We start from the raw sequence: 23,457 nt of genomic DNA on the forward strand, positions 1-23,457 counted from the left end.
GGCCGCATCCCTGGGAGGAGAATACGGCCTTGGTATTTCAGAAACCGGCTTTGCCGGGATACCAGTTCGTGCCAGCCAGCGGCACTTGCGCCATGGCGGCGGCTTCCATGGTCAGCGCAACCAAGTCTTCCGGCTCCAGATTGTGCAGACGGTTATGGCCGCAGGCGCGGGCAATGGTCTGCGCTTCCAGCGTCATCACCTTGAGGTAATTGGCGAGACGACGACCAGCGAGAACCGGATCAAGCCGCTTCATCAATTCCGGGTCCTGCGTGGTAATGCCTGCCGGGTCTTTGCCCTCATGCCAATCATCATAAGCGCCAGCGGTGGTGCCGAGTTTTTGATATTCTTCTTCCCACTTCGGGTCGTTATCGCCAATGGCCACCAGCGCTGCCGTGCCAATGGCCACCGCATCCGCGCCCAGCGCCAGAGCTTTTGCCACATCCGCACCAGAGCGAATGCCGCCGGAAATAATCAACTGGACCTTGCGATGCATTCCAAGGTCTTGCAAAGCCTGAACGGCGGGGCGAATACAGGCCAGCGTCGGCATGCCGACATTTTCAATAAACACATCTTGCGTCGCTGCCGTGCCGCCTTGCATGCCGTCCAGCACCACTACATCGGCTCCGGCTTTCACTGCCAGTGCCGTGTCGTAATAGGGGCGGGCACCGCCGACCTTGATATAGATTGGCTTTTCCCAATTGGTGATTTCGCGCAATTCCAGAATTTTGATTTCCAGATCATCCGGCCCCGTCCAATCCGGGTGACGGCAGGCCGAGCGCTGATCGATGCCCTTGGGCAGGTTGCGCATATTGGCCACGCGGTCAGAAATCTTCTGGCCCAGCAACATGCCACCGCCGCCGGGCTTGGCACCTTGGCCAACCACCACTTCAATGGCATCGGCGCGGCGCAAATCCTTCGGGTTCATGCCATAGCGTGATGGAAGATATTGATAGACCAGCGTTTGGCTGTGGCCGCGCTCTTCGTCGGTCATCCCGCCATCACCCGTGGTGGTGGAGGTGCCAGCAATGGTTGCGCCTCTACCAAGAGCTTCCTTGGCGTTGCCGGACAGCGCGCCGAAGCTCATGCCCGCAATGGTGATAGGGGTTTTCAGATGGATCGGCTTTTTGGCAAAGCGGGTACCCAGCACCACCGATGTGTCGCATTTCTCGCGGTAGCCTTCCAGCGGATAGCGCGAAATCGAGGCACCCAGAAACAGCAGATCATCAAAATGCGGCACTTTGCGCTTGGTGCCTGCGCCGCGAATGTCATAAATGCCCGTGGCCGCCGCACGGCGAATTTCCGCCAGCGTGTAATCATCAAAGGTCGCGGATTTGCGCGGCGGAGTGTTGGGATTATGGTAGCTCATAGCGATCTCCTGGGGTCTGGACCCCACTTTTTGCGCTCGCAATTCCGGACGGAAAACCGCAGCACACTTTTCCTGGAATTGCTTTAATAGGCGTCTGCGTTGTCAATGTTGAAATTGTAAAGCTTGCGGGCAGAGCCGTAACGCTTGAATTCTTCCGGCTTCACATCGGTAATCCCGGCTTTTGTCAGAATCTCTGCGAGCTTTTCCAGATGCTTGGGCTTCATCTGTTTCTCAACACAATCTGCGCCAAGGCTTTTCACCGTGCCGCGCACAAACAGCTTGGCCTCATAGAGTGAATCCCCCAGCGCTTCGCCTGCATCACCCAGCACCACCAGATGGCCGGATTGCCCCATAAAGGCGGACATGTGGCCGATATTGCCCTGCACGACAATATCAATGCCTTTCATGGAAATACCACACCGCGAGGCCGCATTGCCCTTGATCACCAGCAGGCCACCTTGGCCCGTAGCTCCGGCATATTGGCTGGCATCGCCTTCAATGATCACGGTGCCGGACATCATGTTTTCGGCAACGCCGGGACCGGCAGAGCCATGCACGGTGACGGTGCCACCATCATTCATGCCCGCGCAATAATAGCCGACTGACCCCTTCACCTCGACGGTTACAGGGCTATCAATACCAACCGCCACCGCATGATGGCCGCGTGGGTTGATGATTTCAAAATTGGTGTCATTGGCCCCGGATGTCACGGCATGCAAAGCGCTGTTCAGCTCGCGCAGCGGGGTTTGGGAAAGATCAAAAATAGGCATTATACGTCCCTCACGCTGCTTTTTCATGGTCCCAGAAGTAAACGGTGGCGGGTTCCGGCTCCCAGATTCGGGCGGTATCGATGCCCGGCAGATTGACCAGTGCGCGATATTCAGAGCCAAAAGCCACATATTGGTCCGTCTCGGCCATCACCGCAGGCTTGCAGGCAATCGGGTCACGCACCACGCCAAAGCCGGATTTGGTGCCAACCACGAAGGTGAAAAAGCCATCGAGATCATCGAGTGCACCCGTTAACGCCTGTCCCAGATCCTTGCCCTTGGCCATTTCGGCGGTAAGATAGGCGGCGGCAACTTCGGAGTCGTTTTGCGTCTCAAATTTGATGCCTTCGCGGATCAGCTCGCGGCGCAAATTATTGTGGTTGGAGAGCGAGCCATTGTGCACAAGGCATTGATCGGCACCCGTGGAAAACGGATGCGCACCCAGTGTGGTCACAGCACTTTCTGTTGCCATGCGGGTGTGGCCAATGCCGTGGCTGCCGCCCATCGAGCGCACATCAAAGCGGGCCACAACATCCTTTGGCAGGCCGATTTCCTTGAAAATCTCAACGCTTTCGCCCGACCCCATAATGCGGACATTCGGGCGAATTTCGCTCAAAACACCGCGAATATCGGCAAGCTTTGCCGCATCAATATCAATCACCGCATGGGTGCTTTTCACTGTCACCTGTGCCGGAATTCCTGCCTTGGTGAGATCAGCATCGAGACCAGAAAAATCCACCAAAGGTTCTGGTGATTGCACGGTGATTTTCGCCTTACCCTTTTCCCCCGCACCGTAAATAGCAATGCCCGCAGAATCCGGGCCGCGATCGGTCATGGTGATCAGCATATCCGAGAGCATGGCTCCCAGCTGAGGTTCAAGGCTCTTGTCTTTCAGGAACAATCCAACAATGCCGCACATGGTCAGCCTCTCCATTTGTCGTTGGACAATGGCTAACAGGCGCGTTTGATAAAATCAATCCTAAAGAATAAAATTTTCCTGTAAGGCAATTATTTTTGATGCGGATAGGAAATGAACGACAGGTAACGAGCAGGCAGTGTCACTAGCTCTTCGGGTCCATGCGGGGCATCGGCATCAAAAAACAGGCTGTCGCCGGGCTGCATGCGGTAGAGGCTTTCGCCATGGCGATAGACCACCTCTCCCTCCAGCATATAGAGAAACTCCATGCCCTCATGCTGAAAGGTGGGAAACACATCGGATTCGGTGTTGAGCGTTATCAGATAGGGCTCGACCACCACGCCGGAGGTGTTGTTTTCGATGTGGCCCAGCAGGCTGTAATGATGGCCCGCACGGGTGCCACGCCGCTCCAGATGCACGCCTTCTCCTGCCTTGACAAAGCTTGCGCTGCGCGGCTCTTCATAGCCTTTGAAAAAGGCAGTCATCGGCACGCCCAACGCTTTGGAGAGCGATTGAAGCGTCCCGAGCGAGGCGGAAATATTGCCGTTTTCGATCTTGGATAACATGCCAACCGACATGCCCGTGGCCGTTGCCAGATCAGCAACCGTGATGCCGAGCTTCTTGCGGAAGGTGCGCACCTCATGGCCAATGGCCATTTCCAGATTGTTGGCCCGTGGTTCGCGCACAGCATGGGGGTCTTGCGCCAATATTGCCTTGGCAGCTTTTGCTGCCTTTGTCTCACTCTTGGCCATGCCTGCCCCTGATTCCGCGTCTACACTCAATATTTGTGATCTTACGATCTAACCGATTTTGGCTGAATGCCAAACTGCTGTTTGAAGGCGCGTGAAAAATGCGAGGCGCTGGAAAAGCCGGTGGCAAAGGCAATTTCCGAGAGTGACAGCGGACTTTGCTCCAAAAGTTTGCGCGCATGGGAAAGGCGCATGTGGCGGTAGGTGTCGTGAAAGCTCAATTGCATGTGGCTGGCAAATAACCGATCCAGATGCCGGGGCGTAATGCCCACCAACCGTGCGATTGCCTGCCGATCCAGCGGATTTTCCAATGTGGCTTCCATTTTTTCCAAAGCCGTCACCAGTGCCGGATGATGGGTGCCAAAGCGCTCCACCGATGAGCCGCGCTGGGGAGCACTTGCCTCAGTCACTGCCGTGTGCAGATACCAATCACTGACGCGCCGGGCAAATTCCGGCCCCATCCGCTCACCAATCAGGGCATGCATCATGTCCAGAGGGGCCACGCCACCGCCGCAGGTGAGCCGATCACCATCCAGCACGTAGCGGGCTTGGCGCGGGGCAAGGTCGGGAAAGGCTTCCCGAAGGGCAGGAGCGTGTTCCCAGTGAATGGTAAAATCTCGGTCCTGCAACAGGCCCGCTTGCGCCAAAACATAGGCCCCGCTGGAAATGCCGCCAATGCGCACCCCTTGTCGGGAGAGTTTGCGCAAAACCGTGTGCATGTCACTGGTATGAATCCAGTCTATCGGATTGCCGCCCGCCACCACAAAAACTGTGTGGCAGTTCGCGCCTTCCAAGGCCAGATCACCGCACGGAATATCAAAGCCCGCCGAACAGCGCACAGCCTCGCTCCGCATGGAGAGCGGCCTGATTTCATAAAGAGGCGTTTGCGCCAACAGATTGGCGGCGCGCAGCGGCTCGGTGGCGGATGAGAAGGACATCAGCGCAAAATTCGGCGTCAGGACGAAGCCATAGGTCTGGGTGGTGGAGTTTTCGCTCATGTCCTTTTTATATCTTTAAATGTCCTTTTTGTGCAATGTGATTTGAGTGTGACGGTCTAGGCTTCGAAGCAATATGCGGTGGTCACAAACCATCCCCCGTCCACCAAATCCTGAAACGAGCGGGCATCATGCGCTATTCGGCTTTGTCGATTTTTCTGAACGGTCTTCGCGGCAATAAAAACTGGGCTGCCCATTGGCGACAGCCGGAGCCAAAGCCGCATTACGATGTGGTGATTGTTGGCGGCGGCGGCCATGGTCTTGCCACAGCCTATTACCTTTCCAAAACCTTCGGCATCAAAAACATCGCCGTGGTGGAAAAGGGCTATATTGGCTCTGGCAATGTTGGGCGCAACACCACCATCATCCGCTCCAATTATCTTCTACCGGGCAATAATCCCTTCTACGAGTTTTCCATGAAACTGTGGGAAGGACTGGAGCAGGATTTCAATTTCAATGCCATGGTGTCGCAGCGCGGCGTGGTCAATCTCTACCATTCCGATGCCCAGCGCGATGCCTATACAAGGCGCGGCAATGCCATGCGCCTGCATGGCGTGGATGCCGAATTGCTGGACCGTGACGCCATCAAAGCCATGTTGCCATTTCTGGATTACGACAATGCTCGCTTCCCCATTCAAGGCGGCTTGATGCAGCGGCGCGGTGGCACCGTGCGCCATGATGCTGTGGCTTGGGGCTATGCCCGTGGTGCGGATACCCATGGTGTGGACATTCTTCAAAACTGCGAAGTTACGGGCATTCGCCGTGAAAATGGCAAGGCGGTGGGCGTGGAAACCACGCGTGGCTTTATTGGCTGCGGTAAGCTGGCGCTGGCGGCTGCGGGCAATTCATCCCGCGTGGCTGAGATGGCAGGGCTGAAATTACCGATGGAAAGCCATGTGCTGCAAGCCTTTGTCTCGGAGGGGCTAAAACCCTTTATCGATTGCGTGGTCACCTTTGGCGCGGGTCATTTTTACGTCTCGCAATCGGATAAGGGCGGGCTGGTGTTTGGCGGCGATATTGATGGCTATAATTCTTATGCCCAGCGCGGCAATCTCGCCACCGTTGAGCATGTCGCAGAAGCGGGCAAAGCAATGATTCCGTCTTTGTCGCGTATCCGGGTGCTGCGCAGCTGGGGCGGCGTGATGGATATGAGCATGGATGGCTCGCCGATCATCGACAAGGTGCATCTGGATAATCTCTATCTCAATTCCGGCTGGTGCTATGGCGGCTTCAAGGCCACGCCTGCCTCTGGCTATTGCTTTGCCCATCTGATCGCCAAGGGCGAGAGCCATGAAACGGCACGCGCCTTCCGGCTGGATCGGTTTGAACGCGGCTATATCATCGATGAAAAGGGCCAGGGTGCCCAGCCGAACCTTCACTAAGGATTCAAAGTTATGGCGAGCCTCATTCCCTGCCCCCACTGCGGGCCAAGACCCAAAGAAGAATATACCATTAAGGGTGCAGCATTAGCCCGCCCCGCCGCCGATGCCGGGCCGGATGTCTGGCACGATTACGTCTACCTGCGCGACAATCCCCGTGGAGCCTATGAAGAATATTGGCACCACACCTCCGGCTGCCGTCGCTGGATTGTGGTTTGCCGCGACACGGCAAGCCACGAGATTTCCGCAAGCTTTGATGCATCAACACGCAAAGGGGTGAGCGCATGACATCCTATCGTCTGAAAAGCGGCGGTCTGGTGGATCGCACAACCGCACTTGCCTTCACCTTTGATGGCAAGGCCATGAGCGGCTTTGCGGGCGATACGCTGGCGTCGGCACTTCTGGCCAATGGCCAGCAATTGGTGGGCCGCAGCTTTAAATATCACCGCCCGCGCGGTATTCTAACGGCCGGTGCCGCCGAGCCTAATGCCTTGATGACGATTGGCCGAGGTGGCCGCACCGAGCCAAACACCCGCGCCACCATGCAGGAGCTTTATGCCGGGTTGGAAGCCAACAGCCAAAACCGCTGGCCAAGCCTTGAGCATGATATTGGTGGAGTCAACAGCCTGCTGTCGCCGTTCCTCAGCGCTGGTTTCTACTATAAAACCTTCATGTGGCCTGCGAAGTTCTGGGAAAAGCTCTATGAGCCGATAATCCGCAAGGCCGCCGGACTCGGCAAGGCAAGCTATGAAGCCGATCCCGACGCCTATGAGAAAAGCTGGGCGCATTGTGACCTATTGGTGATTGGTGCGGGTGCAGCGGGCTTGATGGCGGCACTGGCTGCTGGTCGTGCCGGGGCGCGGGTTATTCTGCTGGATGAGCAGGCGCAAATCGGCGGCGGGTTGTTGGCTGAAACAGCTTTGATCAATGGTGTTGCCGCCTCTGATTTTGTCGCCACCACACAGGCAGAGTTGAAAAGCCTGCCCAATGTGCAAACCCTTGCCCGCACCACCGCTTTCGGCTGGTACGATGGCAATGTGTTTGGTGCGGTGGAGCGGGTGCAAAAGCACGTCGCTGTCCCTGCTGCCAACCGCCCGGTAGAGCGCCTATGGCGCATCGCGGCCAAGAAAGCCATTTTGGCCACGGGTGCCGAGGAGCGCCCGCTGGTGTTCGGCGGCAATGATATTCCGGGTGTTATGATGGCGGGTGCCATGCGCCGCTATCTCAACCACTATGGCGTCGCACCGGGCAAGAAGACGGCCATATTCACCACCAATGACAGCGGCTACGCACTGGCGGCGGATCTTGAGGCAGCAGGCGTTAGAGTCACAGCCCTGATCGATAGTCGCCGTGATGCAACGATTGCTTATCAGGGCAAGGCGCGATTGGTGCGTGGCGGTTTGGTTAGCAATGTGCATGGTAGCAAAGCTGTTGAAGGGCTTGATCTGTGGCGTGAAGGCCAGTTGGAACGGCTTGAGGTGGATAGTCTTGCCATGTCGGGCGGCTTTTCGCCGATCATCCACCTTGCCTGCCATCGGGGCGGTAAGCCGCGTTGGTCAGATGAGCATTCGGCCTTTTTGGCTCCGGAGAGCTTGAACAATCTGGTTTTGGCTGGTTCCGCGTCTGGTGTCGCTGGGATTGCGGCCTCAATGGTGTCTGGTTTTGAGCAGGCAAAACAAGCACTGACGGCTCTGGGTTTCACGATTCAAACGCTGGATATGCCGAGTGTTGAGGGTGACATTATCCCCACACCAGCCAAGCCAGTCTGGTCCATTCCCGGCATCAAGAGCAAAGCCTTCGTGGACTTTCAAAACGACGTACACACCAAGGATCTCGGCCTTGCGGTGCAGGAAGGCTATGGCCATGTGGAGCTTGCCAAGCGCTACACCACCAATGGCATGGCAACCGATCAGGGCAAGCTCTCCAATGTCAATGCCATCGGGTTGTTGGCCGAGGCGCGGCGTATATCTCCCGCCGATGTTGGCACCACGACGTTTCGGCCCTTCTACACGCCTGTGTCCTTTGGCGCGCTGGCTGGCACGTCGCATGGCAAACATTTTCAGCCGGTGCGCAAATCACCCTTGCATGATTGGGCGGCCAAGAATGGTGCGACCTTTGTGGAAACCGGCCTGTGGTATCGCTCGGCATGGTTTCCACAATCCGGGGAAAATGGCTGGCGCGAAAGCGTGGACCGAGAGGTCAAAAACGTCCGAACCAATGCCGGGATTTGCGATGTCTCCATGCTCGGCAAAATCGAGATTTGCGGGCCAGATGCGGCGGAGTTCTTGAACCGCGTCTATTGCAACTCCTTCTTGAAACTACCCGTCGGCAAGGCCCGCTATGGGCTGATGCTGCGCGAAGATGGCTTTATCTATGACGATGGCACCACCAGCTGCATGGACGAAAACCGCTACTTCATGACCACCACCACAGCCTATGCGGCGGGCGTGATGAACCATCTGGAATTCTGCGCTCAGGTGCATTGGCCGGAGCTGGATGTGCGGCTGGCGTCTGTGACCGATCAATGGGCGCAAATGGCGGTGGCGGGGCCAAAATCCCGCATCATTTTGCAAAAGCTCATTGATGAAGACATTTCCAACGAGGCTTTCCCCTATCTCGCGGCCAAGGATGTGTCACTCTTGGGTGGTCGGTTGAAGGGGCGGCTGTTTCGCATCTCGTTCTCGGGCGAGTTGGCGTTTGAATTGGCCGTGCCTGCCGATTATGGCGAAAGCATTGCCGATGCGGTGATGCTGGCGGGCAAGGAGCATGGCATTCAGCCCTATGGCATCGAAGCCTTGTCAGTGCTGCGCATCGAAAAGGGCCATGTGACCCACAATGAAATCAATGGCACGGTTGTGCCTGCCGATCTCGGCTTTGGCAAAATGGTCAGCGCCACCAAGCCTGATTTTATCGGCAAATATATGCTGAACCGAGAAGGCTTGACGGCCTCGGATCGCCCACAACTGGTTGGTGTTGTGCCGCTGAATGCCAAGACAAGCTTCAAAACCGGCGCACATATCTTGAACAAGGATGCTGACCCAACACTGGAAAATGACCAAGGCTACGTCACGTCATCCTGTTTCTCGCCGCATGTTGGCTCCAGTATCGGCCTTGCGCTGGTGAAGAGTGGTGCTTCTCGCCATGGCGAGGAGGTGTTGCTGTGGAATGGGCTGCGCAACGAGTTTACACCCGCCCAGTTGGTGAACCCGGTTTTTGTTGATCCAAACAATGAGAAACTCCATGCCTGAGAACGCCCTGCCTGACTCTGTCCTGGCCGATTTCCACCTTTTTCGCCGTCCAGCACTCGCCACCAAGGCGGTGGAGCGGTTTGGTGTGCTAACGCTGGAAACCGTGTTCGACGCAACCATTCTGCATGTGCTGGGCAAGCCTAGCGATGTTGCACCAATGCCCCCGCAAGGCTTTGATCTGCGCAATGCGGGACCCGGCCAATGGTTTGCCGTCGGACCGGCCAGCGCCGATCAAGCGGTAGCGGCTTTTGGCCAGGCCGCCTTTCTTGTCGATCAAAGTCATGGCCGCGCGCTGATCCGCATCAGTGGCGCTCCGGTGCGCAACGTTCTGGCAAAAGGCACGGCGCTTGATTTGCACCCCGAGCAATTTGCCGTGGGTGCGGCGACAACAACCCTGATCGGCCACATCGCCGTTAATCTCTGCCGAACAGCAGAAGACCAGTTCGAGCTTCTGGTGTTGCGCGGCTTTGCCGAAAGTCTTTGGTACGAGCTTGCGGGGATGGCGCGGGAGTTTCAATATTAGAAAGGAAAATTTCAGAAACCGTTACGGTTCTCTGCACCGTCCTGCTCAGCCCAATTCCGAGGAGTCGATCCTTCAGACAAGCTCAGGAACGACGCATCGACGATGCGCCTCCTCATAAAAGGGAGACGCATTTCTCGATAACAACAGCAACAAAACCCTGAAAATCAGGCCAAAACCGCCAATTGCTGCGGCTTGAGCACTGGTCCACCCAAGACAAACTCGCCCGATACCGGAATGGTCCAGTCCTTAGCCCCATAGTTGAAGGCAAAGGTCAGGTGGCCACGGCGGCGGATGCGGATATGCTCCGGCAAAACAAGAGTTTCGAGGTCAGCCTTTTTCGCCAGCACCGCCAGTGTTGAAGACAGCAATGCCTCGTCGGGCCAGCAGGCCAGATAATGGTGGCCGTTCTGGCTCGTCAGGGCCGGATCGCCGTTTTCGAATGTGGCGATGACGGTTGCCGTGGTTTCCAGATATTCCCGCCAGCGGATGGCTCGGCCCGAAACGGAGCCTGAAACGCTATCGCCAAGACCGGGCCGCAGTGAGGCGACTTGCGTTTGGCGTGTGCAAGTCAAAGGAGCCAGCGGACCGGGTGGAAGATTTTCCGGAATACGGAATTTCTCGTCGCGTGAGCCGGTGCGCGGGCCATACAACACGACGGCATCGGTGTTTTTAAAGGCCGCGAGCGCCGACTCGTTAACCCGCATCAGGCATGGAACGAGCACCAGTTTATAACCGGACAGATCACCGCCGGGGCGCACAAAATCCACGTCCAGCCCCAGGCGGCGGGCTGCCTCGTACCAGCGGAATGCCAATTCCTCATAGCGGAAGTCCCGGCCCTGCGGCTGAATGGTTGTCGCCCAATAGCTGGCATAGTCATAGACCAGGGCCACCGGCGCCTGAACACTCTCTGGTAGATCGCCAAGCGCTGCCAGTTCGCCAGCCACGGCATGCGCTTCCTGCCCACCCACAGACCATTCGTCCAGACCCGGCAGGTTGAGCCCGGCATGCATCTGCTCCTGCGCAAACGGTGCCTGGCGCCAGCGGAAATAGCTGACCACCTCGGCCCCGTGCGCCAGTGCTTCCCAGGTCCACAGCCTGACCATGCCGGACTTGGGAACCGGGTTCCATGGCGCCCAATTGACCGGACCAGGCTGCTGCTCCATCACCCAGAACCGGCCACGGCCAACACCGCGATAGAGATCATGGTGGAAGGGCGCGATGTCGGGATGGGAGGTCTCTGCCCAACGATTGCGCTCGTCTTCGGTAAACGGGAATTTTTCGACGAAGCCAATTGGATAGCTGTCCCAGCTGGCGAGATCGAGATTGTCGCCAACCTGGAAATGATCGAAATCATTGATGAAACCCATGAAGTTATGGGTAATCCAACGGCCCGGTGAATGCTTGCGGATAATCTCCACCTGCATTTTATCATAGGCAGCCACCTGATCGGAGGAGAAGCGCCAGAAATCCTGCCGCTGCGCCGGGTTCGGCTCGGTCACGGTGCGGGTGGGCAGCTCGACTTCATCGAAACTGTTGACTTCCATCGACCAGAACACCGAGCCCCAGGCCTCGTTGAGCTGGTCAGTGGTCTGATAGCGCATCCGCAACCACCGGCGGAAGGCCTTCAGGTCTTCAGGCCCCCAAGATACGGTGGTGTCATGGCAGCCGTATTCGTTATCGGTCTGCCAGCCGGCAACGCCCGGATGGGTGCCGTAGCGCTTGGCGATCACTTCAACGATTCGAGCACTTTCGGTCCACCAGATTTCGCTCGAAAAACTGTAATGACGACGCGAGCCGAAGCCACGCACATTCCCGTCGGCATCATATGGCGCAATGCCAGGATGTTCATCCATCAGCCATTTCGGCGGTGTGGCGGTCGGGGTGCCGAGCACCACCTTCAGGCCCGCCGCATGGAGAATATCGATGGCCCGGTCCAGCCATTCGAAGGTGAATTGACCCCGCCTCGCCTCCAGCCGCGACCAGGCGAATTCGCCGATGCGCACATAGGAAATGCCAAGCTTGCGCATGTTCTGCGCATCGATTTTCCATTGGCTCTCCGGCCAATGTTCAGGATAATAGCAAACACCCAGCATTATCGTGTCAGATCTCCGTTAATCACAGCCTTGCCCGACGGATCAAACAGGTGGCAGGCGGCGGCGGGAATCCCGATAGACAAGGTTTCACCCGGCTTGGCCGTCGCCAGTCCATCCGCCTTGACGGACAACTCGGTACCATCGGCCAGAGTGACGAAAAACAGGGTTTCGGAGCCGAGATATTCGGCCAACCGAACGGGCCGCGACAGAACAAGGTCCCCCTTGCCCGTGGCATCGATATGTTCTGGGCGAATGCCGAGCGTCATTTTGCCCGGGCTGATTGCCTTGCCCTGCGCATCGAGCGTGATTGCCGCACCATCGGCCAGCGTCACCACCACTTTGCCACCGTCGGCGGGCGCGACGGTCACGGGCAGGACGTTCATTTTCGGCGAGCCGATAAAGCCTGCGACAAACAGGTTATTGGGGCGATGATAAAGCTCCAGCGGCGTGCCAACCTGCTCGATCAGGCCAGCCGATAGCACGACGATCTTGTCAGCCATGGTCATGGCTTCCACCTGGTCATGGGTGACGTAGATCATTGTCGCCTTCAAATCCTGATGCAGCTTGGACAGCTCCGTGCGCATCTGCACCCGAAGGGCGGCATCCAGATTGGACAGCGGCTCATCAAATAGGAAGACTTCCGGTTCCCGCACGATGGCGCGGCCAATGGCGACACGCTGGCGCTGACCACCGGACAATTGACCCGGCTTGCGCTCCATCAGCGCATCCAGTTGCAGCAATTCGGCTGCTTTTTTGGTCCGCGCCTCAATCATCGGCTTGGGGTGGCCGGTCATTTTCAGGCCAAAGCCGATATTGTCGCGCACCGTCATATGCGGGTAAAGCGCATAGGACTGGAAGACCATGGCAACACCGCGCTCCGAGGGACCGATCCGGGTCATATCCTTGCCGCCAATCGTCAATCCACCGGCAGTGATCTCCTCCAACCCGGCGATCATCCGCAGCAGGGTGGACTTACCGCAGCCGGACGGGCCGACGAACACGCAGAATTCGCCGTCCTTGACATCGAGATCGACACCCTTGATGACGCTCAGCGCGCCGAATTGTTTCTTGACGCCCCGCAGGCTTACATCAGCCATGGTGGTCTCCTCCCTCAACAGGTTCCAGTTCCAGCAGCATCGCGCTCTCTGGCCGCAGCATCGGCAGCGGCAAGCCGCCAAGCTTTAGATCTGCAAGGTCAAACGTGACCTTGCCAGCCAACAGGCGCTTCTGCCCCTCGGATATACGAATGAAATTCGGCTGAGCCGGATGCGTCGCGGCAATTTTCCAGCGTCCACCGATGCGGATCACGACGTCAGGCAGGGTCAGCGGCTCAGGCTGTTCGCCTACCATCTGCGGGCCTTGAGCAACGAAAACCGCGATGCGCTTGCTGTCCGCAGCACCCCAGACATAGCGTCCATCGCGCGGCTCCTTGGAAAAATTGGCACCCGGCGCATGCAGCAGGGGCCGCAGCCGCTTGTGGATGGCAATCCAGGTCTTCAGCTCGGCACGTTCCTCGCCTTCCAGTTCCAGCGGGTTCAACTCGACACCAAGGTGATAGGCCATTGCCACCAGCGCCCGGAAGGCCAGCGTATGACGGCGCTCCGTCTGGTGGTTTGGCGAGGCCGAAATATGGCTGCCAAGCACTTCCGGTGGCACGAAAACCGAGGCACCGCGCTGAATTTCCAGCCGCTCCAGCGCATCGGTGCAATCGGAAGTCCAGACCCGGTGGGTGCGGGCGAGCGCACCGTAATCAATCCTTCCACCGCCGGAGGCACAGCTTTCGATTTCCACCTGCGGATGGGCTGCCCGCACCCGGTCCATCAATGCGTAGACGGCGCGGGTCTGGGCTGAAATTTTCGCCCGCCCGTCACGCCCACCTGCATGGGTCAGGTCGCGGTTCATGTCCCATTTGACATAGGATACCGCATGATTGGCCAGCACCGCGTCGATCTTTTCAAACAGATAATCGCTCACTTCTGGCCGTGTCAGATCCAGCACCAGCTGGTTGCGCGATGTGAGAAGCGGGCGCCCCTTGACCTGCAAGACCCAGTCGGGATGCAGTTCGTAGAGGGTGGAGACCGGGTTGATCATTTCCGGCTCGAACCAGATGCCGAATTGCATGCCAAGACCGGTGACGTGATCGACCAGCGGCGACAGACCCTCAGGATATTTGCGGGCGTCAATGTCCCAATCGCCAAGGCTGGTCGTGTCGTCATCACGCTTGCCGAACCAGCCGTCATCCAGCACGAAACGCTCGATGCCAAGTTCGGCGGCGGAGGTCGCCTGCGCCTTCAGCGATTCCATCTGGTGGTCGAAATAATTGCCCTCCCAGGTATTCAAAGTCACCGGACGCGGCGACATCGCACCATCAGGCCAATGCATCAGGTCATTGAGGACAAAGGCATGGAACGCTGCCCGGTCCGCACCGGCATAGGCCACCGGGCTGCGATAGTTCTCGCCCGGCGCAACGATCGTCTCGCCCGGCTCAAACAGCTCGCCGAGATGGACGAGGCGGCGGCCATCGTCCAGCCGGTCGATAACGGTCTGGTGGTTGCCGCTCCAGCCCAGCGCCACGCCGAAGCTCTGCCCCTCGCCTTCGATTGTCAGCATCGGGAACCGGTCATGGGAGGTGCGGCCCCGGCGGCTTTCCTGCGCCCAAAGGCCGGTTCCCAACGTCTCGCGCCGGGTCTGGAATTCGCGGCCCCACATGCCGGTAAAGCTGACGACATCAACCTGTCCCGCAGGAGCAAGGAAACTCGCCGCCATACAGCGGTCCAGGATATAATCCTCACCGCCGATATTCTTAAGATCGGTGGATATCCCGATCACGCCCGACGGAAAAGTCTCGAAACGCAGCGTGATCGCCATGCCCGCCACCGCGTCCTGCGCGCAAAGCAGCGTGATCCGCCCGGTCTTTTCCACCGTCCAGTCGGCAAATTGCAGGATGAAGTCGCGGCCGGATCGATGACCTGAAATGGCAGGCCAGCCGAAAAACCCCATGCCACCCACCGGCAGCAGCACCGCCGAAGGCACCGCCTCATCCATGCCATTGATGCGGCTGGAGCGCTCGACCTCGGACAAAGCCGAACCAGCAACAGACGTCTCACCAAAGCCGATGATTTCCGGCATGCCGATTTCCGGCATCCGCAGGCTCAAAACAAGCCCGTCGGCGCCAATCTTTATAATATTGCTCATCCCTTGGTTGCTCCAAGTGTCAGCCCGGCGATAAAATGCCGCTGCATCAGGAAAAACATGGCGACCGGCGGCAGGGCCGCGACGATCGATCCGGCAGAAACCAGGTTCCAGGCGGCGACCCATTGACCGTTCAGCGAATACAGCCCCGCCGTGACAGGCATGGCGGCCTGACTCTGGACCAGAACCGTGGCCCAAAAGTAGTCGTTCCAAACAAAGGTGAAGACCAGCACCGACAGCGCTGCAATGGCGGGCCGCATCAGCGGCAGCACGATATAGCGAAAGATCCGCCATTCCGATACGCCCTCGACCCGGGCGGATTCGATCAGCGCAAACGGCAGGCCCTTGATGAAATTGCGCATGAACAGCGTGCAAAATCCGGTCTGGAAGGCGACATGAAACAGCACCAAGCCGGTGACCGTATCATACAGCCCCATTTTCAGCGTCATGTCGCGCACCGGCACCATGAGAATCTGGAAGGGAATGAAATTGCCAGCAACGAACAGGCAGAACAGGACGATATTGCCCTTGAACTTATAGGTCGCCAGTGCAAACCCGGTCAGGCAGGACAGTGCCACAGCACCGATCACGGTTGGAATGGTGATCTTGAAGGAATTGAGGATGTACCAGCCAAGCGGCGAATTCTGAAACACCGCGGAATAGTTCTCAACACCGGCAAAGCCGGAGGGAATGCCGAAATAATTGCCAGCGGCCAAATCGCCCGCAGGACGCACCGAGGTCAGCGCCACGCCCAACAAAGGCAGCAGCCAGAGAACCAGCGCGACAGGCAGAACGAGATTATAGCCATACCGAACAATCGGCGAGGCTTTCTGGATCGGGGTCGGAAACATCAGGTATTCCTTTCCTGGCCAATCATCCGCACGACGAACAGCGTGATGAACACCATCATGATCAGGAACAGAACGACGGCGATGGCCGCCCCATACCCCATGCGGAACCCGTATTCCGACAGCGCCTCCTCATACATGTAATAGGACAGCACCCGGCTGGAGCCATAGGGACCACCAGCCGTCATGATCGACACCAGGTCGAAGGAGCGCAATGCGCCGATCACCGTGACCACCATGGCAATGAAGGTGGCAGGCGCCAGCTGCGGCAGGATGATGTTTTTGAGCAGTGACCAGCCCTTGGCACCATCCATGCGGGCCGCTTCCACCTGCTCAGGATTGATATTGTTGAGACCGGTCAGATAGAGGATCATGCAATAGGCGGTCTGCGGCCAGAGACCGGCGACGATGATGCCATAGGTGACAAACCGCTCATCGGCCAAAACCGCGAAATCCATTCCGGTCAGATGCTTGATCAGCACGGAAAACAACCCGAAATTCGGTGCATAGAACCAGGTGAACATCAGGCCGACCACGACCTGGCTGATGACGAAAGGGAAGAAAAACAGCGATTTGTAAAGCCGGATGCCGGTCACAGTCTGATTGAGAAACAATGCCACCGCCAAACCGCCGGGAATGGCCAGAAGGTAGAGCACCAACCAGATCAGGTTGTTTTGCAGCGAGGTATAAAAGGCCTCGTCGCCCAGCAATTCCTGATAGTTTCCAAGCCCGATCCAGACTTTCTCACCAATACCATCCCAATCGTGAAAGCTGATCCAGACAGACTGGAAAATCGGCAGCACGACATAGATGACGAACATCACCAATCCGGGCGCTAAAAACAGCCAGGGGGCAATGCGTTGCTGGTGACGTTTCCAAAATCCGGATGAAACAGGAGCAGCAGTGCTCACGGCAGCACCTCCGTTAATGCAAGGGCTGAGGGATAGCGAAGCATCCTAGCCGTTCTGTGACTGAAAATCGGCCGAATGCCACTTGCGCGACATCCGGCCGTCGGGAGAACCGATTATTTGTAAACGCGGGCACGGACCTTATCGAGGCGCGCCAGGATGGCATCGACCTTGTCAGGCTTGACCATGAATTCCTGGAAGCCTTCCATGCCCGCCTTGGCCATATCGGCAGGCGCGTCACGATCATAGAACTGCGCCAATGCGTAAGCGCTCGACAACATATCGAAACCGGCGCTCAGGAATGGATCGCTGGATTTTTCCGACTTGTTGTTGATCGGCAACTGACCAAGGGTGGCGTTCATCTTGGTCTGGGTTTCCGGCTTTGCGAGATAAGCCAGGAACTTGCGGGCATCCGTCTTGTTCTTGGCGCCCGAGGGAATGTGGAAGGATTCGGTCGGCGCATCTTCCGCCCGCGGCAGGCCGGGGGTGATTTCCGGGAATTGCAGGAAGCCGATCTGTTCTTCCTTCAAGCCGCCATCCTTCATCGGGGCCACGGCAAAGTTGCCCATCAAATACATGGCCGCCTTGCCCTGCACGAATTGCGGCATGGCATCCTGCCAATCAAGTGCGGCATGGTTGGCGATGAAATAACCGGGCTTGATCAGCTCATCCCATTTCGCAAACACGGCTTTGACGCGCGGGTCGGTGTAAGGCACCTTTCCGGCCGTCAGGTCCATGTGGAATTCATAGCCGTTGACGCGCAGGTCGAGATAGTCGAACCAGCCTGCCGTCGGCCACAACGCCTTGGTGCCAATGGTAAAGGGCGTGATACCGGCCTTTTTCAGCTTGTCACAGGCCGCCAGCAACTCGGCCCAGGTCTTGGGCGGCGTGATGCCTTGAGCGGCAAAAATATCCTTGCGGTAGTAAATACCCCATTGATAGGTGGAATAGGGAATGCCCCATTTCTTCCCATCGATTTCCATCGACTTGGTGGCGGATTTCAACTGATTGTTGAGATCGTCCTTGGCCCAGATATCGCTGACATCCTCGAACAGGCCAGCCTTGACGAAGGGCGCCATGCGGTTGCCAGAATACCAAGACACGACATCCGGCGCATCAGCTGTCAGAAAGTTGCGGATCGCGGATTTATAGCCCTCGTGGTCGAAATTATTCCATTTGACGGTCACGTCAGGATTGGCGGCCTGGAAATCCTTCAGCAGCTCTTCCATCGCCTTTTTCGGCGTCGGGTCCGACTGATCGGAATTGAGCACAATCTGGCCCGCAAATGCGGTTGACATGGTCAATGCATAGCCAAGCGCCAAGCTCGGCATCAGTTTAAAGCAAATCATCACATTCCTCCCCGGAATCATTGTCTGCGGTATGACAGTAACCTCGTCGCCTCCAGAAGGCATTCAAGGTCGCTGTCACATTTTATATCTCCAGCATGATGTCTTGCCTCAGCCAAACGGCCACAAGACATCCTGCCCTCTCTGCAACTCTCAGCTTCTTTGCGTCCGCCTCCTGCAAAAGCGCCTTGACCGTGCGCCAGAAAGCCGCAATCTACCTCCGAAATTCCGGCTTAAAATTCCGGTATCCTAAGATTTTCGGTGCGAAATGGCTCGACGTCCTCCCTTGATCAACAGACTTGGTGCGACACCTGTACACCCCGAACGCGATCCCGCCCATCCCCTGGTTGTATTTGGCGATAACCGCTTCTGCGCCGGGGAATTGCTGGACGTCCAGAAGATGGCTGGGCCGCATATGCACAGCCAGATCGAGCTGAATTTCGTGTTGGAAGGCTCGATGACCTATTGGTTCGATGGCCGGGAGCTGACGATTTCGGAAGGCCGGCTCTGCCTGTTCTGGGGGATGATCCCCCATCAGGTCATCGACCGGCGGGAAGGCACCCGCTTCATCTGTCTTTATGTGCCGATGTCGGTGTTTCTGGGATTGGCCAGCCTGAGCCAGTTTCGCGACTCGGTGTTTCGCGGCGCCGTCATCGAGGCTTTGCACCTGCGGGCCTGGGACCGTGAAATCTTTCTGCGCTGGCGTGACGAATTGCTGGGTGGCGATGAGGGCGATATCGAGATCGTCCGCAGCGAATTGACCGCCCGCCTGATGCGGATCGAACGGGATGGCTGGCGTGACCTGCGTGAGCAGGGATCGGCACTGGCAAGCCTCGGTCAACGCGATGCGGGCTGGATGCTGCATGTGGAAAAAATGCTGCGCTTCATTGGCGAACACGCACCTGACACGATTTCTGCCGAGGATGTCGGCCGCGCCGCAGGCCTGCATCCCAATTATGCCATGAGCCTGTTCAAACGTGCCGTGGGCACCACCATCAATCAGGCGATTATCCGCCACCGGCTGGACACCGCCCAATCGCTGCTGATTTCATCCGATATGCCGATTACCGAAGTGGCCTACGAGTCAGGCTTTGGCTCGCTCTCGACCTTTTACGAGGCTTTCCAGCGTCGGTTCATGGAAAAACCGGTCCAATATCGCCGCCGGATGCGGGCGAAAGGCACGGCGGCACAGGCAATCACATAATCCGCCTTGCCTGATGATAAATATGATTATTATCATCATGTTTTCTTGACGCCTGGAAATCCGCATTCTAATCTGCGGTCGGTTGCAGCAAGCAATCGATCAAGCGGCGGAAAAACCCATGGGATCGACGATCCAGATGTCCAGGCCGTTGGTGCATGGCGCTCTGCCCACCATCGACGATGACTGGTCCCCCGACATGCCGGGCGACGAGCGCTTTGCCTTTTGCCGCGGAAAACTGCTGCTGGACGCGCCTGAGGATGCCGAGATTATCCCTTGCACCTCGCTTGCCGACCCGGATGTGTTTGCCGATATCATCGCCCGCTACACTTGCAAATTTCCTGGCGCTGACAAGCGCGCGGTAATCTCGATGTGGACGCTCTATTATTTCAGCATCCTGACCATTGCGCCTACGGTCCACCGTCTGGTGCATTGGCGACAATTATCGCTCGGGCTCACCCAGATGTCGCTGGTCTGCGATCCACAGACAGCCGAACCAAAAGCATTTCTGCTATCAGGTCCAGGCCGTCCCGCTGATCATGCGCCAGCGCTGGCCGATCTCCACGCCATCCTGCGCGACCATGCCGCGCCAGTGATTACCCTCATTGCCGGGCATTGCGGTGTTGCGCCGAAGCTGATGTGGAACAATGTCGCCGTCTATCTCAACTGGATCATCAAGGAAATCGGCAATCAGGCAGGTCCGCACCTGATGGAAGAGGCGATCGAGATCATCTCGGGCCAGCATTGGCCGGATGGCAGCCGCAATCCGTTGTTTGGAATGATCAAGCTAGCCCGCCGCCAATGTGGCATGGACCATTTCCAGCGCAAGGTCTGCTGCCTGCGCTATAACCTGCCAGGCGTTCCCGGCTGTGGCGACCTCTGCCCCCTACCCGATGGCCGTCGCTAACAACCTTCGGGCAATTTGCTGCACCGCCCCCCGGATACCTCCGGCTAGGCCTACTTACCGCCCGTTTTAGCCAAGGGCTTCACAAAAAACAGACACGGATGGTCCTCATGCCACAGAGTGGGGAACACTTCGGCCCGTATAAATCCATTCCGGTCATAAAAGGCGCGGGTGGCGTCGTATTGCGGTTCATGCCTGCCGCGCGGTACCAAGGTTTTCACAGTCACCAGTCGGCAACCGGCTTTGCGGGCTAAATCCTCCGCCGCTGACAACAGCAGCCTGCCTGCGCCCTGGCGATGATAGGCCCGGCGGGTACCGATCGCCACGATTTCCACGGTATCGGGAAGATGCGGTTTCAGCATGACAAATCCGGCCACAGTGTCACCGTCAAGGCAGCCGAACATCGGCAAGGTCTCGGCCGCCGCCGCGCAGGCATCGATCACGGCGGGCTCCGTAAACCAGTCGGACAGTTCCGACATGATGTCGCGGCAGATTTCGCCCTTGTTGGCGGTCAATTCGGTAATAGCAAGCACAATAATCACTCATCTTTTCAATTATTTTTGTCGTAAAACGTGGTGCGCCATTGCGGTTTCACGCAGAAAATGCAGGCATAACGCCACCCGCATTTTAAAAATCCGCAACGGCAAAATCGTAAACCCGGTCGAGGTCTCCCGGCGTCAAGCCGCCGAACGATTGCAGTAGAGCGGATGCACCTCCTCACTTAAAGGGGGCGTCGGCACCGCATCGCGTTTACCTTTGCGGCTCGAGGCTCGGCATTTCACCCCATCCGGGCAGATGGCAGCCAGGCATTGCGCATGGGCATCACGCAGCAACCCGCAGACCAAGGCGCAGGAGACACCTGCCTGCCTGGCGATAATATTTTGCGGCACACCTTCGAAAAAATGGTCCTCGTAGAATTTACGAGTCCGGGGCGGCATAGCCTCCATGGTGCAGCAGAAGGCCTGATAAGCTTCCACCTCGCGCAAATGCTCTTCGGGGCTGCCGTAATCGGATGTGCTATCGCCCTCCTCCTCAACGGCAAACAGGCCCCGCTCATAACGCAACCGACGCATATGGTCGGTGGCGAGATTACGCACCATCCGCATCATATAGGACGCTGGAACCGCAATATCCGGCGGCAATGGCTTTGCAACAAGCTGCAAAAGCACTTCCTGAACGATGTCTTCCGCCAAAGAGGCACAACCGGTAATTCGCCGTGCGGCCCCTAGGAGTTTCGACTTGTTCATCAGGGCAGTTTTTATCTGTTCGTCACATATCGATTGCGAAATATTGGCTATCATGTCGGGCTCGCCTTGAAATCCCAGATTGAAACCGTGGAATTCCCCCTTATTTCTGGGGCACACTAGAAAACATGATTTAATGAGTCAAGATAAAACCGAGAGACCCTTTCTATTTCTGAGAATCAATATCAACCTACTGATTTTCAATATTTATTGAATATACAATATGCAAAAAGGTAAGGCGTGGCGCACCCAAAACACGCCTTACATCAATGCACCCCAAGCCCGCCCGCCGCTATTTCTTGCGGTGCGGCAGCAGGCATAGGCAGTGACCCATAGCGTTGTGCTGAACATTTGAATGGTACAAAGCCATAGGATTTTGTTTCCATCGGAGGGTCCGAAAACCGGCCTCCATTTTTCGCAACAACGCTTTATTCGGCAGCCTCACCCAGACGAGAAGACATTTCGGACGCCCTCCCCTGACTTTCCCATTGCACCATAGGTTGCGGTTGCACCAAATCGAAATAGTCATAGCCAAGCATGGCATTGACGATAACAGCACTTCTCCAGGCCGCCAGACTGAGTTGCGGCTCGGCAATCCCGTGGCTATGACGCCCGGCATTCAGCACGAAAATCCGATTTTCCTCCGGCCCGTCCCACTTGAGCGAAAAATCACGATTGAGGACAGGTTCCCCAAGGCTGTTGTGCTCGATCCGGTCTCCAAACGAGCGCAGGAATTCCGGCAATTCGAAACGGTAGCCGGTGGCAGCGACAATCATATCGACCTCGACCGTCTCGATTGCGTCATCAAAGCCGTTGCGCATGGTGAGTTCGATTGTCGCTCCATTGCGCTTGGCGGCGATCACGTCGCGGTGCGGACGCAGCATCATGCCGTCATCCATGCCTGCGGTTTCCAGTTGGCGCTCATACAGCCGGCGATAAAGCTTCTTCAGGGTTGAAGGTGAAACACCGTCACTGGCCAGAAGCTGGCGGCGCGTATGGCTGATGCGAAGATCCTCGGCCAGACCATGGAAACGATCCATATAGGCCGGGGTAAACAGTTCATTGGTGAAGGGCGTTGCGTCGAGCGGCTCAAAATTCGCCCTGCGGCTGATCCAGTGGATCGAAGCCACGCTTTTCAAGTCAAGCAACGCATCGACGATTTCAGCGCCGCTCTGGCCGCCGCCAATCACCGCCACCCTGCGCGCCTTGATGCCGCCGAGCCGCTCTGTGGCCTCGCTGCTGTGGAAAATCATCGATTTCGGCAGGCCTGCGGCCCAGTCCGGCAGGGATGGTTTCTTGCCGATGCCAACAGCCATATTACGGGCCAGAAAACGGGTGCCATCCACATTGATAGACAACAGCCGATCCGCCACATCGACCTGGCGCACCGTTTGACCAAAGGACAGCGATGGCAGACCACGAGCCACCCAGCCCAGATAATCGGCAAATTCCTTGCGCGGCACCGCCTCATATTCGGCATTCAAAAACTGGTAGAAGCGCTTGTGGCGCACCAGATAGGACAGGAAACTCCAGGGGCTGGTCGGGTTGGTGCCTGTGACCAGATCTTTCAGGAAGGAGGTCTGCATATCGGCACCCGGCAGCATCATGCCCGGATGCCAGGAAAACGCCGGGCGGCTGTCAAAAAATTGCGCTGTGACCGCTGGGATCGAATCCAGCTGCGCGGCAAGGCTGAGATTGAACGGACCAATTCCGGCTCCCGCCAGATCGAGCACGTGGGATGTCATGGTTGCACTCCAGACTGAGTTTGAAAACGAAAG

The 23,457-nt window shown here is 57.4% G+C and carries 20 protein-coding genes; 6 read left to right on the forward strand and 14 right to left on the reverse strand.

Features of this window, described 5'->3' with window-relative positions; all coding sequences use genetic code 11:
* Nucleotides 1-37: 37 nt before the first annotated feature.
* The 5 genes from H1Y61_RS17565 to H1Y61_RS17585 all read right to left on the reverse strand — a co-directional run bounded on the left by H1Y61_RS17565 (nucleotide 38) and on the right by H1Y61_RS17585 (nucleotide 4,796).
* Nucleotides 38-1,366 carry an FMN-binding glutamate synthase family protein gene (locus H1Y61_RS17565; protein ID WP_012654067.1) on the reverse strand — a complete coding sequence of 443 codons (1,329 nt, stop codon included), beginning with the start codon at nucleotides 1,364-1,366 and terminating at the stop codon, nucleotides 38-40.
* An 83-nt stretch (nucleotides 1,367-1,449) separates the two neighbouring features.
* The gene (locus H1Y61_RS17570) at nucleotides 1,450-2,136 is read right to left on the reverse strand and encodes a GltB/FmdC/FwdC-like GXGXG domain-containing protein (protein WP_180574868.1); all 687 of its coding nucleotides are present in this window, start codon (nucleotides 2,134-2,136) and stop codon (nucleotides 1,450-1,452) included.
* 10 nt (nucleotides 2,137-2,146) lie between these two features.
* Nucleotides 2,147-3,052, reverse strand: a complete 906-nt coding sequence (locus H1Y61_RS17575; RefSeq protein WP_180574869.1) for a class II glutamine amidotransferase — start codon at nucleotides 3,050-3,052, stop codon at nucleotides 2,147-2,149.
* Nucleotides 3,053-3,141: 89 nt separating this feature from the next.
* Nucleotides 3,142-3,801, reverse strand: a complete 660-nt coding sequence (locus H1Y61_RS17580) for an XRE family transcriptional regulator (RefSeq protein WP_180574870.1) — start codon at nucleotides 3,799-3,801, stop codon at nucleotides 3,142-3,144.
* Nucleotides 3,802-3,842: 41 nt separating this feature from the next.
* The gene (locus H1Y61_RS17585) at nucleotides 3,843-4,796 is read right to left on the reverse strand and encodes a GlxA family transcriptional regulator (RefSeq protein ID WP_180574871.1); all 954 of its coding nucleotides are present in this window, start codon (nucleotides 4,794-4,796) and stop codon (nucleotides 3,843-3,845) included.
* Between the two features lie 128 nt (nucleotides 4,797-4,924).
* Here H1Y61_RS17585 and H1Y61_RS17590 point away from each other — a divergent pair, with 128 nt between their 5' ends.
* Genes H1Y61_RS17590 through H1Y61_RS17605 form a run of 4 tightly spaced genes read left to right on the forward strand, consistent with a single transcriptional unit; the run spans nucleotide 4,925 to nucleotide 9,943 of the window.
* Nucleotides 4,925-6,175: a sarcosine oxidase subunit beta family protein gene (locus H1Y61_RS17590; protein WP_180574872.1), complete on the forward strand. Its 1,251-nt coding sequence runs from the start codon at nucleotides 4,925-4,927 to the stop codon at nucleotides 6,173-6,175.
* 12 nt (nucleotides 6,176-6,187) lie between these two features.
* The gene (locus H1Y61_RS17595; RefSeq protein ID WP_180574873.1) at nucleotides 6,188-6,460 is read left to right on the forward strand and encodes a sarcosine oxidase subunit delta; all 273 of its coding nucleotides are present in this window, start codon (nucleotides 6,188-6,190) and stop codon (nucleotides 6,458-6,460) included.
* Nucleotides 6,457-9,420: a sarcosine oxidase subunit alpha gene (locus tag H1Y61_RS17600; protein WP_180574874.1), complete on the forward strand. Its 2,964-nt coding sequence runs from the start codon at nucleotides 6,457-6,459 to the stop codon at nucleotides 9,418-9,420. Before H1Y61_RS17595 ends, H1Y61_RS17600 begins: the two co-directional genes overlap by 4 nt.
* Entirely contained in the window at nucleotides 9,413-9,943 is a 531-nt protein-coding gene (locus H1Y61_RS17605; RefSeq protein ID WP_180574875.1) for a sarcosine oxidase subunit gamma, read from the forward strand. The genes H1Y61_RS17600 and H1Y61_RS17605 overlap by 8 nt, the downstream gene beginning before the upstream one ends.
* A 164-nt stretch (nucleotides 9,944-10,107) precedes the next feature.
* On the opposite strand, the gene H1Y61_RS17610 is transcribed toward H1Y61_RS17605, so the two are convergent.
* From H1Y61_RS17610 to H1Y61_RS17635, 6 genes are all read right to left on the reverse strand, one after another.
* Nucleotides 10,108-12,036 carry a beta-galactosidase gene (locus tag H1Y61_RS17610; protein WP_180574876.1) on the reverse strand — a complete coding sequence of 643 codons (1,929 nt, stop codon included), beginning with the start codon at nucleotides 12,034-12,036 and terminating at the stop codon, nucleotides 10,108-10,110.
* The gene (locus H1Y61_RS17615; protein ID WP_180574877.1) at nucleotides 12,036-13,133 is read right to left on the reverse strand and encodes an ABC transporter ATP-binding protein; all 1,098 of its coding nucleotides are present in this window, start codon (nucleotides 13,131-13,133) and stop codon (nucleotides 12,036-12,038) included. Before H1Y61_RS17615 ends, H1Y61_RS17610 begins: the two co-directional genes overlap by 1 nt.
* Complete coding sequence (locus tag H1Y61_RS17620; protein ID WP_180574878.1) at nucleotides 13,126-15,231, reverse strand: alpha-galactosidase; 2,106 nt, start codon at nucleotides 15,229-15,231, stop codon at nucleotides 13,126-13,128. The genes H1Y61_RS17615 and H1Y61_RS17620 overlap by 8 nt, the downstream gene beginning before the upstream one ends.
* Entirely contained in the window at nucleotides 15,228-16,079 is an 852-nt protein-coding gene (locus H1Y61_RS17625) for a carbohydrate ABC transporter permease (RefSeq protein WP_041698573.1), read from the reverse strand. Before H1Y61_RS17625 ends, H1Y61_RS17620 begins: the two co-directional genes overlap by 4 nt.
* A complete protein-coding gene (locus H1Y61_RS17630) occupies nucleotides 16,079-16,987 on the reverse strand; it encodes a carbohydrate ABC transporter permease (protein WP_012654054.1) in 909 nt (302 codons plus the stop codon). Before H1Y61_RS17630 ends, H1Y61_RS17625 begins: the two co-directional genes overlap by 1 nt.
* 113 nt (nucleotides 16,988-17,100) lie before the next feature.
* Nucleotides 17,101-18,333 carry an ABC transporter substrate-binding protein gene (locus H1Y61_RS17635; protein ID WP_180574879.1) on the reverse strand — a complete coding sequence of 411 codons (1,233 nt, stop codon included), beginning with the start codon at nucleotides 18,331-18,333 and terminating at the stop codon, nucleotides 17,101-17,103.
* Between the two features lie 265 nt (nucleotides 18,334-18,598).
* On the opposite strand from H1Y61_RS17635, the gene H1Y61_RS17640 reads away from it, so the two are divergent.
* Together H1Y61_RS17640 and fhuF are read left to right on the forward strand one after the other, a co-directional pair.
* Nucleotides 18,599-19,534, forward strand: coding sequence for a helix-turn-helix domain-containing protein (locus H1Y61_RS17640; RefSeq protein ID WP_180574880.1), 936 nt, complete (start codon nucleotides 18,599-18,601; stop codon nucleotides 19,532-19,534).
* A 118-nt stretch (nucleotides 19,535-19,652) separates the two neighbouring features.
* Nucleotides 19,653-20,438, forward strand: a complete 786-nt coding sequence (gene fhuF, locus H1Y61_RS17645; protein WP_180574881.1) for a siderophore-iron reductase FhuF — start codon at nucleotides 19,653-19,655, stop codon at nucleotides 20,436-20,438.
* Between the two features lie 50 nt (nucleotides 20,439-20,488).
* On the opposite strand, the gene H1Y61_RS17650 is transcribed toward fhuF, so the two are convergent.
* The 3 genes from H1Y61_RS17650 to H1Y61_RS17660 form a co-directional block, all read right to left on the reverse strand.
* Complete coding sequence (locus H1Y61_RS17650; protein WP_180575187.1) at nucleotides 20,489-20,914, reverse strand: GNAT family N-acetyltransferase; 426 nt, start codon at nucleotides 20,912-20,914, stop codon at nucleotides 20,489-20,491.
* Between the two features lie 198 nt (nucleotides 20,915-21,112).
* Nucleotides 21,113-21,736 (reverse strand): sigma-70 family RNA polymerase sigma factor, encoded by a 624-nt coding sequence (locus H1Y61_RS17655; RefSeq protein WP_174112691.1) that lies wholly within the window; start codon nucleotides 21,734-21,736, stop codon nucleotides 21,113-21,115.
* 371 nt (nucleotides 21,737-22,107) lie between these two features.
* Nucleotides 22,108-23,424, reverse strand: coding sequence for a lysine N(6)-hydroxylase/L-ornithine N(5)-oxygenase family protein (locus H1Y61_RS17660; RefSeq protein ID WP_180574882.1), 1,317 nt, complete (start codon nucleotides 23,422-23,424; stop codon nucleotides 22,108-22,110).
* Nucleotides 23,425-23,457 lie beyond the last annotated feature (33 nt).

Source organism: Agrobacterium vitis (genome assembly GCF_013426735.1).
Classification (GTDB): domain Bacteria; phylum Pseudomonadota; class Alphaproteobacteria; order Rhizobiales; family Rhizobiaceae; genus Allorhizobium; species Allorhizobium vitis_D.